Annotated in this window: 9 protein-coding genes; 3 read left to right on the top strand and 6 right to left on the bottom strand. The window is 67.9% G+C overall.

Features of this window, described 5'->3' with window-relative positions:
* Window positions 1–283: 283 nt before the first annotated feature.
* Window positions 284–1,396 carry a tyrosine-type recombinase/integrase gene (locus tag DN051_RS07815; RefSeq protein ID WP_112438369.1) on the top strand — a complete coding sequence of 371 codons (1,113 nt, stop codon included), beginning with the start codon at window positions 284–286 and terminating at the stop codon, window positions 1,394–1,396.
* A 230-nt stretch (window positions 1,397–1,626) separates the two neighbouring features.
* On the opposite strand, the gene DN051_RS07810 is transcribed toward DN051_RS07815, so the two are convergent.
* Both DN051_RS07810 and DN051_RS07805 read right to left on the bottom strand, forming a co-directional pair.
* Window positions 1,627–2,775, bottom strand: coding sequence for a HEPN domain-containing protein (locus tag DN051_RS07810; protein ID WP_162624891.1), 1,149 nt, complete (start codon window positions 2,773–2,775; stop codon window positions 1,627–1,629).
* Window positions 2,776–3,646: 871 nt separating this feature from the next.
* Window positions 3,647–4,291: an HNH endonuclease gene (locus DN051_RS07805; protein WP_162624890.1), complete on the bottom strand. Its 645-nt coding sequence runs from the start codon at window positions 4,289–4,291 to the stop codon at window positions 3,647–3,649.
* Between the two features lie 480 nt (window positions 4,292–4,771).
* Here DN051_RS07805 and istA point away from each other — a divergent pair, with 480 nt between their 5' ends.
* Both istA and istB read left to right on the top strand, forming a co-directional pair.
* Entirely contained in the window at window positions 4,772–6,028 is a 1,257-nt protein-coding gene (gene istA / locus DN051_RS07800) for an IS21 family transposase (protein ID WP_112438366.1), read from the top strand.
* Entirely contained in the window at window positions 6,028–6,870 is an 843-nt protein-coding gene (istB, locus tag DN051_RS07795) for an IS21-like element helper ATPase IstB (RefSeq protein ID WP_112438365.1), read from the top strand. Before istA ends, istB begins: the two co-directional genes overlap by 1 nt.
* A 769-nt stretch (window positions 6,871–7,639) precedes the next feature.
* On the opposite strand, the gene DN051_RS07790 is transcribed toward istB, so the two are convergent.
* Genes DN051_RS07790 through DN051_RS07775 form a run of 4 tightly spaced genes read right to left on the bottom strand, consistent with a single transcriptional unit; the run spans window position 7,640 to window position 15,804 of the window.
* Window positions 7,640–8,815: an HNH endonuclease gene (locus tag DN051_RS07790; RefSeq protein ID WP_112438364.1), complete on the bottom strand. Its 1,176-nt coding sequence runs from the start codon at window positions 8,813–8,815 to the stop codon at window positions 7,640–7,642.
* Between the two features lie 5 nt (window positions 8,816–8,820).
* A complete protein-coding gene (locus DN051_RS07785) occupies window positions 8,821–10,464 on the bottom strand; it encodes an AAA family ATPase (RefSeq protein ID WP_162624889.1) in 1,644 nt (547 codons plus the stop codon).
* 10 nt (window positions 10,465–10,474) lie between these two features.
* Window positions 10,475–13,378: an N-6 DNA methylase gene (locus tag DN051_RS07780; protein ID WP_112438362.1), complete on the bottom strand. Its 2,904-nt coding sequence runs from the start codon at window positions 13,376–13,378 to the stop codon at window positions 10,475–10,477.
* On the bottom strand, window positions 13,375–15,804 hold the full coding sequence (locus DN051_RS07775; RefSeq protein WP_162624888.1) for a type I restriction endonuclease subunit R: 2,430 nt from the start codon (window positions 15,802–15,804) through the stop codon (window positions 13,375–13,377). The genes DN051_RS07780 and DN051_RS07775 overlap by 4 nt, the downstream gene beginning before the upstream one ends.
* Between the last annotated feature and the right edge of the window lie 229 nt (window positions 15,805–16,033).

Here is a 16,033-nt window from a genome sequence, read left to right as displayed (position 1 = left end):
CGACTCCCTGTATGGTAAGGAACCGCCCTTGACCTGCAAGAACGCAGGCAGGGAGCCTCATCACAGGAGTGCCTCATGCTGCGCACCATGTTCAAATCCAAGATCTAGCGTTTGGGTGTTTCCGCAGTTCAGAGCCCTGATTGCCGCCTCCGGGTCAGCAAAAGGTCAGCATCGGGCCGGACGGTGTCCGGCTTGCTGACCTGCACCCGTGGCAGGGGCCTGCTGTGCCGCCCGGCGCCCTGCTCGGAAGGCTTGATACGTGGCTCGACAGCTCGCTCGTGGGATGGGGTCGTTCTTCAAGGAGTGCGGTTGTTCCAGGCCGACCCGCTGCCCGCACCCGTACACGATTCGGTTTCGGGATGCTCTCGGCAAGCAGCGTGAAGAGGCTGGTTTCGGCACGCAGGATGACGCGATCGAGCGCCTTACGCAGATCTATGCGGAGAAAAAGAAGACGGCGCCGTCCGTTGCCGAGGCCCGCCGGGAACTCGGTCAGCAGACGGTCGAGGAATACGCGAAGCAGTGGCGGCCGCGGCAGCGGAGGATGACGGAGTACTCCACGGGCTGGCACGTCGACAGCTCCATCAACGTGCACATCATCCCTCGTCTCGGATCAAGGAAGCTGAACTCTGTCACGCCGATCGTGGTCGAGCGTTTCCTGGACGAGTTGGAGGCCGATGGAGTGGGCCGCGGGAACCAGGTGAACATCTTCCGCACTCTGAAGGCGATATTGCGGGACGCCTATGGCAAGGGGGCTATGGCGGACGATCCTGTGAAGGGGGTCCAGGAGCCGGAGTACGTCCGCCAGAAGGTGGTCATCCCGCCCCTCGACTATGTGAAGAAGGCGCTGACTGCCGCTGACGAGTATCTCGCGCTTGAGATCGTCATGATGGTGGGCTGCGGTTTGCGAAACGGGGAAGCCCGGGCGGTGAACGTCAACAACGTTGTGGCGGATGACGTCTACCGAGTGCATGAGCAGATCCACTCCAACACGCATAGGCCGGCGAAGCTGAAGCACCGCAAGGCGGGGGAGTTCCGGGAGGTCCCTCTGCCGCGCTCGGTGCGGGAAGCTATCGAGCGGTACGAGGAGAAGCACGGCACCACGCAGGATGGGTATCTCCTGCGCGGCCCAAGCGGCTACTACACGGAACCGATGGAACGCCGCCGTGTGCAGAAGCTCTTCAGGAACCTCCCCGTGGAGGACGGTGTCGGCATGTACAGCTTCCGGCACTACTTTGCCTCGAACGCGCTCGGCCACGGGATACCGATCACCGATGTGGCGGAATGGATGGGGCACAAGTCCATTGAGGAGACGTATCGGACCTACCGGCATCTGATGCCTGGGAGCATTGCGAAGGCGGCTCGCATTTTGGATGCCGGCCTTTGGGAGGCGGCTTGATCCCAGCCTTGCGAAGATCCGCAACATCGGCTCGGCCGGCTCGTCCAGGGCTGGGTGATCTGCAAGGACGTGTGAAGGTGCTGGTCACAGCCACTCGTTGAGGACTGCGACCAGCGAGATGTTCCGCCCTCAGGTTTCTGTCCACAGCCAGGAACCGGGCCTGCTCCTCGGGGTAGGTGCCAAGCTCGCCGACGTCGCCCACCTGCCGTCAGGAGCGATGGGCTTCGCAATCATGCTCCGGGTGTCGTGGCTGGCGGGGTCGCTGTGAAGAAGGCGTCCAGCACTCTCGTGATGCGGCAGCGCTCTTGGTGCGAGAGCAGCGATGCGTCGAGGTGTTGCAGTACTTCCTCGCCCAAAGCGGAGGTAAGGACGAGCCAGCGCAGGAACACGCCGAAGGCCGTGCACCGGACGGTGAACAGCTCCTCGTCAGTGATGGGCGTCTGATCTTCTCCATGGGCGTACCGGGAGCGACGCGCGTAGGCGCGCTTGATCGTTTTGTACACGGCTAGGCGGTCCTCGTCCCGGGTCCACAGCGCGGCCGACCGCTGGCTGGTCCGGCGCCGACTGTCGCCGCTGCCGTCGGCGGCCGCGACGGCCTCCATGGCGATCACGTAGTCGAGCAGCACGTCATCTGCTTCAGACTCATCGACGTAGGTGCCTCCCATGGTGCGCTGCGCGGCCCGCACCAGGCGGTTGGCCGCGCTGGCCAGTGCTCTGGCAGTCGGGGCAGACCGTCCGTCCTTGACGGTGCGGGACCGCACCGTGCTGATCATGCCGTGGACTTCGTGCAGAAATGCGGTGAAGCCGGGCGCCGCAGATGGTGGAACGTGATAACCGAACGCGCGGTGCATCTCGCCCACTTCCTCGCCGGTGTGGTCGAAGTACGGCTCGATGTGTGGCGAGCCAGCACGGAGCTCGCTGTGGCGTCCGGGCTCGACGCGGAAGTACGCCTCGGGGTGCACACTCTCCTCGGGGTTCCACAGCTGCAGGACCAGCAGCGGGTCAAGGTGCCGACGCTCGGGGCGCTGATCAAGGTCCGGCAGCCAGGAGCGACCACGCGCGAGGGCCTGGCCGGGCAGGCTCTGCTGCAGGAAGGCCGATCCGCCGAGCGTGTCGGGATCGAGGTCCGGGTTGCGGATGAAGCGGTGCATGGACGGCAGGGGCATCAGCTGAGCGAGACTCGTGGCGCTAACGATCTGCAGCCGATATTCCCCCAGCGTCAGGTCTGTCCCTCGTGGAAGGTCGATGTCCAGCAGGATCCAGGTCTGTGCCTCGGGCGCCGCAGCCGTGCAGAAGGCTGTGAAGTCCGCCGTCAGGTCGTCCAGGCTCACGAGGGTCCCGGTGGCAGCGGCCTCGGCCACCTGCTCCAGGCCGGTCATGGTGATCAGGACCTCATCGTCGAGCGCTGACCCGTCCTTGCCGTACAGGTCCGGGCGCCGGGAGACCGGCGCGAGGCCAGCCACCACCGTACGGACCTGGTCCCAAGCTGGACGTTTGCTCAGCTCTGTGACGGACCACTCTTGGGGCGGCTGCTGACGGAGATCGTCCAGCCACGCCTGCAGAACACCCCGTACCGGTTCGTGCTCATTCATGGACCCACGCTAGAGACATGCACGCCGCAGCGCCGAGGAAAATTGAGCGCCAGTGACTACCGGGAGGGCTACCCGCAGCAGCACCGAGACCTGTTGGCCGACATGAGTGAACCGACTCCAGTCGTGTGCCTCATGCCAGCGTCCACCCACCGTACGCTCAGCGCACCGTGCGCTGGTCAGTCGCTGGATGTGGGGTCGAGCAGAGTCGGCGGAAGTCAGTCCCGTGCCGAGCGTCGCCGGGCAGCACCGGCGACTCCACCGTGGCCGCTTTGTGGCCTCCAGGGCGCATCGCCGCCATCAGTACCGGGTGCGCTGAGCATCCGGGTCCCGCAACAGCGCCGGGATCAGCAGCACCTCGCGACGGACCGGGAAGTCACGCCACTCCGCGGTAGCCGCGTGGTGCCACCGATCGCTGTCAGCGAGCCCGCCGGAATCGGCAAGGCCCCATTGATCAACACAGATGTAGGACGGGGCGGATCAGAGTGTGTTCGGGGGCCCGGGCGAGGGGAGCGCTGCCCCTGCGCCGCTGTGAGCAGTTCGTGGAACAGACGGCGCTGACCGTCTGGATGTTTCTGACCAGTGCCGATGTGCTGTGTGAAGGGAGACGGGCAATCGTTGGCCCAGATATGGTCCGGATCTTGGGGGCCTGACCGCGGGCTCAGTTGCTCTGCCGTTCCGAGGGCAGAGCCGTGAGGGGTGCGGGATTGCGGCTGATCCAGTGGTGGCGGTGGTGGCGAACGTGGTCGGGATTGATGTAGTGCCACTGATGGCGCTTGAGCTTGGCTCCGAGGCGGTCCTTGACTGTGTCGACGACCGTGAGGTCGTTGGTCAGGACGAGTGCTCCGCCGTCAAAGCGGACGTGGCAGTTCGGGCAGAGGCACAGCAAGTTCTCGGTGAGGTCGGGTCCGCCGTCCTCTTTGGCCCGGATGTGAGCCGCTTCGCTGTAGCGGTGGCGGGGTGAGGGCAGGACCAGGGTGGTAGCGCATATCTGGCAGGAGTCCTGGTACCACTGCTTGAGCTTGCGGACGGCATTGATGCCGCTTGGCGAACGATTTCCGTGGGCGTATTCGCCATAAGTTTGCCCTTCGGGGGTGTTCGAGAGGACGGGAGAGACTTGGCCTTCTGACGTCGATACGTGGCGCATGGCGTCATCCACGTACTCGACGATCTGATGCACCATGTCGCAGTCCATGGAGACAAGACGGCAGGTGTCCTTCACAGCGCGGCGGGCGAGTGACCATGCGGCCTTGATGTGGGTTCCGTGGATGGCGGTGCGTTCGGCCGCAGCGAGTGCGCCGGCCATGCGGGAGACATGATCGCCAACCCGGAGGAAGAAACCGCCGTGCTTTTCGGGTAGAGCCGTGTCCCACCTGTCCTCCGCCTCACAGACCGCGTCCAGCAGTTCTCCTGCGCGAGGGGTGTAGGTCAGGCACGGCCGGGTGTGGAAGGCCCACCGGTATGCCTCTGCCAGGTCGTGCTGCCAACGGTCCGACGACGCTCTTGCCAGCGGGGCAGGTGCGCTGCGCTGGGCAATGCAGGACACGCGACTAGGTGGCTGCATCCGTGGACAGAAAGCCGCGCCACGCCTTGAGGGAGGGAGTCCACAGGGCGCCGACGTGTGGCGGAGCGGATCTCTCGGCGGATCGGTGGCGTCTGAAGCCCCGCGTGGGAATGATGTGTCTCGGCGACGGCCGAACGCTGACCCTCTGATGGCGGATCAAAAGTGACCCACTTGGTGATCTTCGTCTGACTCTGGCCTTGGTGATCAAGGTCAGGAGGGAAGGTGATCCTCGTGGAGGACTGGGCAGAGATCCGCCGGCTGCACCGGGCTGAGCAGATGCCGATCAGGGCGATCGCTCGGCATCTGGGCATCTCGAAGAACACCGTCAAGCGGGCCCTGGCCAGCGACCGGCCGCCGCAGTACCAGCGGCCGGCCAGGGGCTCGGCCGTCGACGCGGTGGAGGTGCAGATCCGGGAACTGCTGCGGGAGACTCCGACGATGCCCGCGACGGTGATCGCCGAGCGGATCGGCTGGGAGAGGGGCATGACCATCCTCAAAGACCGGATCCGGGAACTGCGGCCGGCCTATGTTCCGGTTGATCCGGTCTCGCGCACTGTCTATCGGCCAGGTGAGCTGGCCCAGTGCGATCTATGGTTCCCCGACGCGGACATCCCCCTTGGTTATGGGCAGAGCGGACGCCCGCCGGTCCTGGTGATGGTGTCCGGCTACTCCCGCGTGATCGCCGCCCGGATGCTGCCATCCCGCAGGACCGGCGATCTGATCGACGGGCACTGGCGGCTGCTGACCGAGTGGGGTGCCGTTCCCAGGACGCTGGTCTGGGACAACGAGGCCGGCGTCGGCCGCGGCCGCCCGACAAGCGAGTTCGCCGCGTTCGCGGGCCTGCTCGCCACGAAGATCTACTTGTGCCGGCCGAGGGATCCGGAGGCGAAAGGGCTGGTGGAACGGGCCAACGGCTATCTGGAGACCTCGTTCCTGCCCGGACGGCACTTCAGCGGACCGGACGACTTCAACACCCAGCTGCAGACCTGGCTGAAGGTCGCCAACCGCCGTGTCCACCGCACTCTCGGGGCCCGTCCGGCCGACCGGTGGGCAGCGGACCGGGCCCAGATGCTCACCCTGCCCGCGGTCGACCCGCCCACCTGGTGGCGGTTCTCGGCCCGGCTGGGCCGGGACCACTATGTCCGGGTCGACACCTGCGACTACTCCGTCGACCCCGCCGCGATCGGCCACCAGGTCACCGTGCTGACCGACAACGAGCAGGTCATCGTGCTCACCTCCGGCGGCGAGATCGTCGCCCAGCATGCTCGCTGCTGGGCCCGCCACCAGACCCTCACCGATCCCGAGCACGCCGAGGCCGGACGGGCGATGCGCCAGGAAGCACGGCGCCGGCCCACCGGTCACATCCACGCCGTCGGCTCCGCCTCCAGCCCGCTCATCGAGGTCGAACAGCGCGAGCTGGGCTCTTACGACCGGTTGTTCACCGTCATCGACGGCGGCGAAGGCAAGGAGGCCGGCTGATGGCCCGCACCTCCACCACCACCGACGCACAAGCACCCGCCGCCGGCACGGCCACAGGTCGCAGGACCGGTCAGCAGACCGCCTCCGACCTGGCATTCCTGGCCCGGGCCATGAAGGCCCCGGCTCTCCTTGCCGCCGCCGACCGGCTCGCCGAACGGGCCCGCAAGGAGTCCTGGACCCACGCCGAATACCTGGTCGCCTGCCTCCAGCGCGAGGTCTCCGCCCGCGAATCGCATGGCGGCGAGGCACGAGTACGCGCCGCCCGTTTCCCCGCGATCAAGACGGTGGAGGAGCTCGACGTCACCCATCTGCGCGGCATGACGCGCCAACAGCTGGCGCATCTGGGCACGTTGGACTTCATCGCGGGCAAGGAAAACGTCGTCTTCCTGGGCCCGCCCGGCACCGGGAAGACCCACCTGGCGATCGGCCTGGCAGTGCGGGCCTGCCAGGCCGGACACCGCGTCGCTTTCGCCACCGCCGCCGAATGGGTCGACAAGCTCGCCGCCGCCCACGAGACCGGCCGCCTGTCGGCCGAGCTCACCAGGCTCGGCCGCTATCCGCTGATCGTGGTCGACGAGGTCGGCTACATCCCCTTCGAAGCGGAGGCCGCGAACCTGTTCTTCCAGCTCATATCAAACAGATACGAACGCGCGTCCGTGATCGTCACCAGCAACAAGCCCTTCGGGCGCTGGGGAGAGGTCTTCGGCGACGAGACCGTGGCCGCCGCCATGATCGACCGACTGGTCCACCACGCCGAGGTCCACTCCCTCAAAGGCGACTCCTACCGCATGCGAGGACGCGAACTCGGACGCGTCCCCACCGACACACCCGACAACGACTGAACCACCCATCGACACCAACCGGGTCAGATTTCCACCGCCCAAAGTGGGTCACGATTCAGCCGACGCCGACAATGTGCCGACCGTCCCACGCCATGCGCGCATGGCTCTCCAGGAGAGGACTTCTCCACGTACTGCCGGGGCCAGCCGTGAACGGAGAACCGGTCAGGAGAAGCGCTGAGGTGCCCGTACCGGCGTGCTCTGCCCGGCGGGTGGAATGCACTGCTGCGCTATACATCCGTCCGTTCGTCACATCATGGTGGGTCGCCAGCGGAGCAGAGCCTCCGAGGAGACGGCGAAGGGCATCGACGAGCCGGGACCCGTAGGACGCGTCGTCATGTACGTGTGACATCCAGACCGTCAGTGGGGCACTGGGCCAGGAGACGATCGAGACCGCGGGGGAGACGGCTGCGGACCACCAGCTGATCGCGCCCGCATAGAGGTCTGCCGGGTTCAACCCTGCTGGGGCGGCTTCAGCTGTGGCCATTTCCCCGAGCGATCCTCGCAGGATGACTTCGTCGTCCAAGGCGCTTCCTCGTCGTCGTGCGGCGTTGTCTAGTGGGCTGATCTTGTCCCATACCTCTGACAACGACTGAGGGAGGAGGCGGTGCGATGGACGCGGACGTTGCCAGACAGCGACTTGGGGGCCGTTGAGTCAGTTTGAGTGGGAGTGGGCGCCGTGATGGTCGATCTGTTTCCGATGGGTGAGGTTCGTTTGACGGTGTTGGGCTGGTCAAGCTGTGTGGAAGAGCGTGGTGGCGGGCGGTGCCCGTCAGCCGTCTTGGGTGATCAGGAAGTCGCGCAGGTCGGATAGCGTCCTGGTCGTGCCGTCCACCGTCAACGACCAGAAGGTCCATCCATCCACCTTCTCGTCGCCGGTCGCCATCCGTGCCGCGGACGTGGGCGTGGCCAAGGGCTGCTGGAAGCACTCGATGATGCCGTCCTTTCGCAGCGTCGCCCTGGCCGGGCCCCGTTTCCCCCGGCCTGTCAGCGCGATCCCACCTGTGGAGAACGCCTCGGGGGGCAAGGCGGCCACTAGGGTCCGTAGGTCGACGCGATGAGCCGTCGCCGTGGCCGCCGCAGGCTCGGTTCCGTCGCTCGCGCGTTCGGCGACATCGCCCCCCGCCCCTCCCTGAGGGGTCACCTCATCTCCCGAGCGGCCGTAGGCGAGGAGCGCCAAGCGTTCCGCTGCCGCTGCCGCGGCGCTCCACTCCGCGGTCGTCCGGGTGAGGTCGTCGATCTCCTTGCGGGCGTACCGCGCCACAACGGCGTCGTCTCTGCGGACGAGGTATAGCTCGACGAGTCGGTCCACCTTCTCGATCAAGGTGGACCTTGTCTCAATGAGCCGGTCGGCATTGAGAGCGAGTATCCGTATGGTCTCGTCCACCCGGCAGAGATCCCAGGCCACCTCGTCGTCGGAGTAGGGCTTTTCGGGCCTGCGCCGGGCGTAGCCCTGGCTATCGAATCCGACGAGATCGGCGTCCTCGGCCAGCACGGGATCAAGGAGCACCGGCAGTTCGCCCGCCAGGCTTTCGCCCACCGACGCGCGTTGCCCGAGTAGAGGGAAGCGGGCTCCCTTGCCCTGCCCGGCGCTTTGATTGCCGTAGCGGGCACCGCCGCTGTTGCAATGGTGGCAGGCGAGGCGGTAATTGGCGGGGTCATAGGCGAGCCACCAGTACCCCCGGTGCTTGGCCTCGCCGGCGACGGCGGACTTCGGCCGGTAGTGGTCGACGTGGTAAGGCGACCGATTGTCCCTGGTCTCGCAGTACCAGCATTTGTCCATGAGGGCGATCAGCCGGTCGCGGATCGCGTCCTCCCGCCACATCTCGCGGAAGGAGAGCTCCTTGTCTGCATCCTTCGCGTCATCGTGGAGCTTCTCGAGTTCCTTGGCGGCTCTGTCCGCCCACTGGCGTGGAGCGGTGAGTCCGGTGTTGTCTACGTGACGCACCGGGATCAGACCCCCCGGGAGAAGCGCTCGTCGAAGAGGACGCGTGCGGTCGCTTCCAGCTCCTCGCCCGTCACAGTTCCGTTTCGGGCCCGTTCGATGAGTTCCGTGCGTCGCCGGTGCAGTTCCGCCAGGAAGGAGGAAAGCACCTTATCGCGGCGCCCAGTGGCGAACCCTAGTCCGTCGAGCTGGTCGGTGACCTCCTGGAGTTTTCGGCGCGCCCTGGGGTCGTCCTCAGCTACAGGAATGAGGCGGTACTGGGTGTCGATCAGGTCCTGGGTGTGTTCGTCGAGTTGGCTCCGGAGGCGGAACAGGTCCGAGGTGAGCAGCCCGCCGGCTCCTTGGCCTCGTGGGCTGGTGTCCGGGACGAGCGCCTTAGTCCGTCCGTCGGCGTCCGTGTCGAGTACCCGGATCTGCTGCCGCAGCATGTTCGAGACGAGGAGGGGCTCGTGGGTGGCGGCGATGAACTGTGAGCGCTGTCCATCGCCGAGCATGCTCTGGACTGACGAATACCAGCGTCGGCTCCACTCGGGATGGAAGTGCGCGTCGGGTTCGTCGAGGAGGAAGAGTGACTCCTGGCCTCGCTGGAGTCGCAGAAGACCGAGAACGGTAAGGATCTGCTGTTCGCCGGAGCTCAGTTGGTCCGCCCGGACGACGGCGCCATCCGCTTTGCGGACGCGCACATCGACCGTCAGGTAGCTGGCCATCTGAAGAGTGGAAAGGAGCCCGAACATCGACAGGTCGCTGTCGAAGAGGTTACGGAAGGCGAGCACGTCCTCGGGGCTGCTCATGATGAGGGCGAACCCGTCGTCGGGGGTGCCTGCGCTGTACAGCGGGTCCGATTCCGGCACCGGTCCGAAGCGGCCGGATGCTGCCGCCTCGGCGAACAGGGCGCGCGGCGGCCCGCCCAGCCCCCAGTACGGCAGGGCCGACAGATCCTCCCCTACCGACGCGGGGGCGCGCAGGTGTAGCGTGGCGGACACAACCCCGTCCACCCTGGCCTGCTCCCTGAGGTAGTCGCCGAAGACGTCCGCCCACTGGCCGGCCAGGGAGAGCAGGACCAGGGGGAGCCAGTCGGGCGTGCACAGGAATCCCGGGGCGTACAGCGGGCACGTGATCGGCAGCTCCAGCTGTTCTGACCACACCCCCTCCTCGTTCTCCGGCCGGTCCTGCCAGGCAAACCAGGACTCCGTCCACTGCTCGCGCCACGTCGCCAGCTCCGCCTCGGCGAAGTGCACGTGGCGCTCGAACTCGGAGCCCCAAGGGACCCGGCCGTGCACCTGATACCCGAAGACGTGGTCGGGAAGGTGGCCGAGCCAGTGGTGACGCGGTGTCTCGTCGCGCGACCCGGCGGCGTCCGTCACCCACATGACTGGATCCGCCTCGGCGGACGGCTGCACGATCTCGACGGTCGTGTCGCGGAGCCGGTAGCGCACCTCGTATCCGAAGTCCGTACGGCCCGAATGGCCGAGGGTGCAGCGGTAGAGGGCCCCGAAAAGCTCCGCGAGCGCGTGCAGGATCCGGGACTTCCCGCCTCCGTTGGGGCCAATCAGTACGGCGATGGCCTGCCCCTTGTCGACGGCGCTCTCCAGGTCGAGGGTGAAGTCCCGCAGGCCGCGGTAGTCGGGCAGCCTCAGCTGCAGCAGCTGCATCGGATCCCCCTCAGCCGGACCGGAACGTGCGGGCATCGCGCGGCGGCGTGAGTTCCTTCGCAAGCCTGGCGAACCGTCGCCAGGCGTCCTCCAGCCGCTCGGAGATCTGCTGGGCGATCAGGTGCGGCTCTGAAACCGCTCCCAGCTCCTCCTCGCGCAGGTCGGCGTAGAGATCGAGGTTGGCTCCGGGCGTAGCGAGGAGCGCGTCGACGGAGTAGGGCTTGAACACCCTTGACGCGGCGCGGGTCTCGGGCGGGTGCCCGGGCCGGTAGGCGGCGACGAACGCGTCGAGACCGGAGCCCGGGGAATCGGCGACGGCCGTGTGTCCGGTCCGCGCGTCGTAGACCCAGAGCTGGCGGGTGGCCGGCGATCCGTCGGGGCGGGCCGCGGCCTTCTCGAAGAACAGGACGTTGAGCTTTACCCCTGAGAAGCCTGCGGAGAACCCGATGGGGAGGCGGAGCAGGGTGTGCACGTCGCACTGTTTCAGCAACTGTCTCCGTACCCGTTCCCCGGCGCCCTTCATGAAAAGGACGCCGTCCGGTACGACGACGGCGGCCCGGCCGCCGATCTCCAGCAGGGTGTAGACGTGCTGGATGAAGTTGAGCTGCTGATGGCTGGTGGCCTCCCAGAAGTCCGGCCGGGCGAGGGCGAGCTCCTCGGCGCCATGGAGGTCGGACGTGCCGGTGGACGAGGTCACTGAGCGTCGCTGCCCCATGGGCGGATCAGTGAGGACGAGGGTGGCCCGGCGGCGGGGGCTTACCGCGAGGGAGTCCCGCACCTCGATGGCCGCCCGGTTGCCGTCGATGCGCTCGACGCCGTGCAAGAACAGGTTCATGGTGGCGAGGCGCGCCGTCGCGTCCACCAGTTCCGTCCCGCGGATCGCGCCGTGGGCCAGCTGCTCGCGCTGGTCGGGCGGGACGCCCGGCGGGAGGTGCCGGGCAATGTGCTCGAAGGACCGCACCAGAAATCCCCCGGTGCCTGCGGCCGGGTCCACGATCGTGTCCTCGACGGTCGGACGGCAGCACGCGACGATGGCGTCGATCAGCTCCCGGTGGGTGAAGTACTGGCCTGCGGCGGTCCGGTGGTCTTGAGCGCACCGGGCGAGGAATGCGTCGAAGACCGGGGCGCGCCACTCCGGCCGCTCGTCCCACCAGGGGAGCCCCTCCCCGACCTGTTGAATCAGGTTCTGGAGGTGCAGCGGGCGGCGGAGGCGGTTCTGGGCCTTGTGGAAGATGCGGCCGACTACGCCGCCGCGCTCGCCAAGCTCCGCCAGCAGGTCGCCATAGTGCTGGATCAGTTCCGTGCCCTCGTGCAGCGCAAGCTCGTCCCAGGCGTCGCGCCCCAGGACGTCGACGCGGTTGAGAGGTCGGCGCCGCAACTCCTGCGCCGTCTTGAGGAAGAGTAGGTATGTCACCTGCTCGCCGTACTCCAAGGCTGTTAGGCCGTCGTCGGTCAATGGCGGGAAGGAGGTCCAAAGGTGCTGGGCCTGGCGTTCCACCTCAGGTCGGTTGACAGGCCGTCGGGCGGGCGTAGTCGGCGGCACGGTCACTGCTCCCTTGAGTCGTACGTCGTTCTCGCTACTCGGCGCTGCGCCGCGGGGCAGCCTGCCCGCGAGGGCCTGCTCCCGGCAGCCGTCGCGCAGCCGGTCCGCCATTGCCAAGGCTTCCTCGGTCGAGGCCGTAACGGAGGTGAGTCCGCTGTTCCACGCCTCCAAGGAGGCCAGGAGCGTGCCTTGTTCGGCGAGTGGAGGCACGGGTACGGGGGTCTGCCGCAGCTGGTCGAGGCCCAGGGAGGCTAGGCCGACTGTGCTCCGTGCGGCGCCCCGTAGCCAGCTTCGGCCGGGCCCGTTCGCGTACAGGGCGAGCAGCCGGGGGTGCAGGGCGTCCCCGGTCATACGGACCCGTGCCACGTGGTGGTTCGGTACGTACGTGCGATGTGAGGAGTCCTGTTCCCACACCCGGGCGAAGCCGAGGCTGTCGGGCTGTCCGCTCAGCACAAAAAGGACGTCCCCGGGGCTCAACCGGGTCGCCTCCGCTCTACGGGCGTCCAGCCGCACCGTCGGTATCCGCTCGTGTGCCCAGCGTTCGCCCCGGAGTTCGGCCGGGCGCAGGGAGCCCACCTCGACCTCGTGCGGGTCGTCGGCACGCCGGCTGTTCGCCACGGGCCCGCGTACAACTTCGGCCAGCTCGCCGAGGGTGGCCCATCGCCATCCCTCGGGGACGGCGGGCAGGGGAGCGTGGTGGGCGCCTGCGGAAGACTCCGGGTCCGCGTGCGGCCCGTTCGTGGTGTGGCCGAGGACGCCCCGGTCGATCACGAGGGCGCGGAGGTCTTCCACCCGCCGCAGGATGTCGCGGACGGCGGCTTCCTCATCGTCGACCCGGGCGAACCAGAAGGCGAGAGAGGTCTTAATCCGCTCCTGCTCTGACCGTGGGGGCAGCGGCAGCCGAACCCGTTCCAGATCCCGTGCCGCGATGTGCCCCATGCCGGCGCCCTGACGCACGGACGACTCGATCTGGCGCCGTACGGCACGGGACGCCCACGCCAACACCAGGTACTCGGGATCGATCAGCCGCTCGTCGATCCTCACCCGCACCATGGTGCCGGGGTACGTGGTGGGCCCGGTGGTCTCGCGGACCAGGGCGGCCCGCCCGATCTGCGCCCCCGGCCCGCCATTGCGGCTCATCAGGATGTCGCCCGGCCGGATCAGATGGCCGGCCGCTTCCGCTTCCGCTGCCGAGGCCCACGGACCTTCTCGGGACTCGGCGAGGTCGGCCGTCGCCGACCGCAGCGCGGGCAGGCGCAGGACGGGCACCCCTCCCGGCACGGCCTGACCGGACCGGCCCCCCGCCAGCGGCTCGCGCAACAGCTCGCCCAGCGGAACCTCGGTCCAGCCGGACGGCAGTCCCGCCCTCACGCCAGCACACTCCGCAGCTCGTCCAGCAGGCGGACCGCACCATGCTCGCCGAACGCGCGCAAGAAGCCCGACGTGCCACCCTTGAGGGTGAAGGGAACGGCGTCGAGTGATGCGGCGGCGAAGTGTCCGCCGACCGCCGTGCCGTCCGCGATGCGCTCCATCCACCAGACCTGATCGGAGTCGAAGGACCGTCCCTGGCGCTCCTGGTGGTCGATCCACGCGTCGAGCCGTTCGAAGACCTGGTCGCGGTAGGGGCGCGGGCGCGGCTCCAGGCCCGCTTCGTACCGCACGAGGGCAAGCAAGTCCATGGGCCCCTTCGGTGCCCGCGGCCGACGGGCATCCGACGCAGTGACACCGACGCGTTCGTACGCGCTCCAGATCCGCTCCGCTGTCAGCCTACGCGGCGGTCGCGCCAGAGACTCGGCCCATGAGCGAAGCATCTGGACGTCCCCCTCTGTCAGGGCCCTTGTCCCGGTGATCAGCTCCCGCGCCGGGCCGTTGTCCGCCCGAAGGAAAGACCGCCAACGCTCCAAGACCTCGGCGTCGTCGACCGTTGTGGCTGCGGTCGGCGCCTCGTACGCGTCCTTCTCTCGCCCTCGCTTCCTCACTGTGGAAGATTGACCAGCATGGTGCCGTGTGACGTCGACCGGATCTACGACCACGCAGTGGGTTTTGGCCGACGCGCCAGGGGTGACCGCCCGCAGTTCCGCCGGCGCGATAGGGCGCGTCCCGACAGCAAGCATCTGGAAGTACCGATTTGAGGACTTGACGTCCTGCAGGAACAAGAGGCATTCGACGGGCGCGATGTCCGCACCGGTGAGCGAGCCCACCACGACGATGACCCGCAGTTCGACTGTGTTACGGAACTGCGAGAGCCACAGGTGCGGTGACCCGCCGTTGAGTCTCACCTTCTGGCAAAAGCCAGGCCCCTGCCCGAACACCGTGCGCAGCGCGTCGACCACCTCGTCTGCATGCCGGTCGTCGGCCGCGTAGACCACGGTCTTGGGCAGCGCCACATTCTCGGAACCGAGCCACTCCCGCTCGGGGAACATCGACGGCAACCCCTCTTTGAACGCCGTGAGCGCGGCGTGGAGCGCTTGGCCGCTCACCACGGAGCGACGGTGACCGAGGGTCTCCTTCGCGTCGAGGTCCAACTCCTCCAGGGTGTCGGCCGCCCACTCCGGTCGCGTGTCGAGGCGGCCAATGCGGTAGATGGTGATGTCCACGGCTCGGCCGTCGGCGACGGCGTCCGCGAAGGTGTAGGAGCTGACCAGATTGCCCTGGAAGACCTTCAGCGCCTGGTCCGTCGGGGTAGCCGTCAGGCCGAGCACCGGCGCGTCGAAGTAATCGAACAGCGCGCGCCATCGGGAGGAGACGGACCGGTGACAGTCGTCGGCGATAATGAGGTCGAAGAACTCGGGGGGTAGATCGGGGCGGTAGCGGACGCCGGACGCCGGTTTGCCCCCGGACAGGACGTTGTGAAGCCGCTGCACGGTGCTCACAACGACCTCCTGGGATGGCACGACGTCCGAGCTCAGCCGCTCTACCCGATACGACTCGGTGAACTTCCGGCCGTCTTCGCCAGGACCCGAGTACGCCGCGAAGGTCGCCAGTGCCTGCCTTTCGAGGTCCACCCGGTCAACTAGGAAGAGAATTCGGCGGGCCCGGGCGTGCCGCAGCAGGCGGTAGGCCACGGTGACGGCCGTGACCGCTCGGCCGCCCCCCACGGCGATCTGGACAATCGCCCGGCGCTCGCCCCGGCGCAGCGAGCTCTCGAACGCCCGCACCGCGTCGTACTGCCACGACCGTAGAACACTCTGGGCATAGCCATCATCATCGAGGTCCGGAAGACGGCGGCGCACGCGGCCCCGAAACGTTGGCGCCTGGGGATCGGCCACGGCCTCCCGCAGCCAGCGGGCCACGGTATCCGGTTGGTGGAAGCTGAAGATCTCCCGGAAGCGCGGCTCGGGGTCATCCCCGTTCTGAAACAGCACCCGGACGCCGTCGGTGGCGTAGGTGTAGGGCATCCGCCGCTCCGTGGACGCCGTCGACGGGGTGGCAGCCTCACCGCGCCGGGCCAGCGCAGCCCCTAGATCCTTGCCGCGCGGCCGCACCTCAACGGTGCCCACCGGTCGGCCGTCGACGCGGAGCACGTAGTCTGGTCCCGCTGCCTGGTCCGGTTGCGCCGCGCCCCGCACCGCAACCCCCCGCACCAGTAGCTCATGCGGCGCGTCAGAATCATCCCGTACGTCCCATCCCGCCTCGGTCAGCAGGTCCGCGACGCGCCACTCCGCCTCCAGGAGGGCCGAACGTGCCTCCAGGGACGCGCGGGTGGCCGTCTCGGCGGGCGTACGCCGGTCGAAGGTCCGCCGCAGCACGGGGACGTACTCGTCGAGCAGGGCGACCCGGGTGGCCAGGTCGGTCACCGGTTCCCATATGGCCACGTGGCGGCGCGGTGAACTCGTCGGGGTGTCGTCCCATTCGGCCGGCGGGACGAAGGAGAGGGCGTCACGCACTCCGGTCCGCAGCCGGAAGTACCAGACGCCCAGGTCGAAGCAGTGGCGTACGAGACGTTGGGCACGGGACCGGTGGTCCGGTCCGGCCTCCCCGTTTGGTGTGGGGGCGCCGGAGCGGCGCAGTTCGGCCAGCGCACGG

Origin of the sequence: Streptomyces cadmiisoli, from assembly GCF_003261055.1 — a bacterium.
Classification (GTDB): domain Bacteria; phylum Actinomycetota; class Actinomycetes; order Streptomycetales; family Streptomycetaceae; genus Streptomyces; species Streptomyces cadmiisoli.
This window is presented reverse-complemented; position numbering and strand designations above follow the sequence as displayed.

Bases quoted from the DNA above. Each gene is read 5' to 3' on its own strand.
- DN051_RS07815 (WP_112438369.1), top strand. From the start codon at position 284: ATGGGGTCGTTCTTCAAGGAGTGCGGTTGTTCCAGGCCGACCCGCTGC.
- DN051_RS07810 (WP_162624891.1), bottom strand. From the start codon at position 2,775: ATGACCGGCCTGGAGCAGGTGGCCGAGGCCGCTGCCACCGGGACCCTC.
- DN051_RS07805 (WP_162624890.1), bottom strand. From the start codon at position 4,291: ATGGCCGGCGCACTCGCTGCGGCCGAACGCACCGCCATCCACGGAACC.
- istB (WP_112438365.1), top strand. From the start codon at position 6,028: ATGGCCCGCACCTCCACCACCACCGACGCACAAGCACCCGCCGCCGGC.
- DN051_RS07785 (WP_162624889.1), bottom strand. From the start codon at position 10,464: ATGCAGCTGCTGCAGCTGAGGCTGCCCGACTACCGCGGCCTGCGGGAC.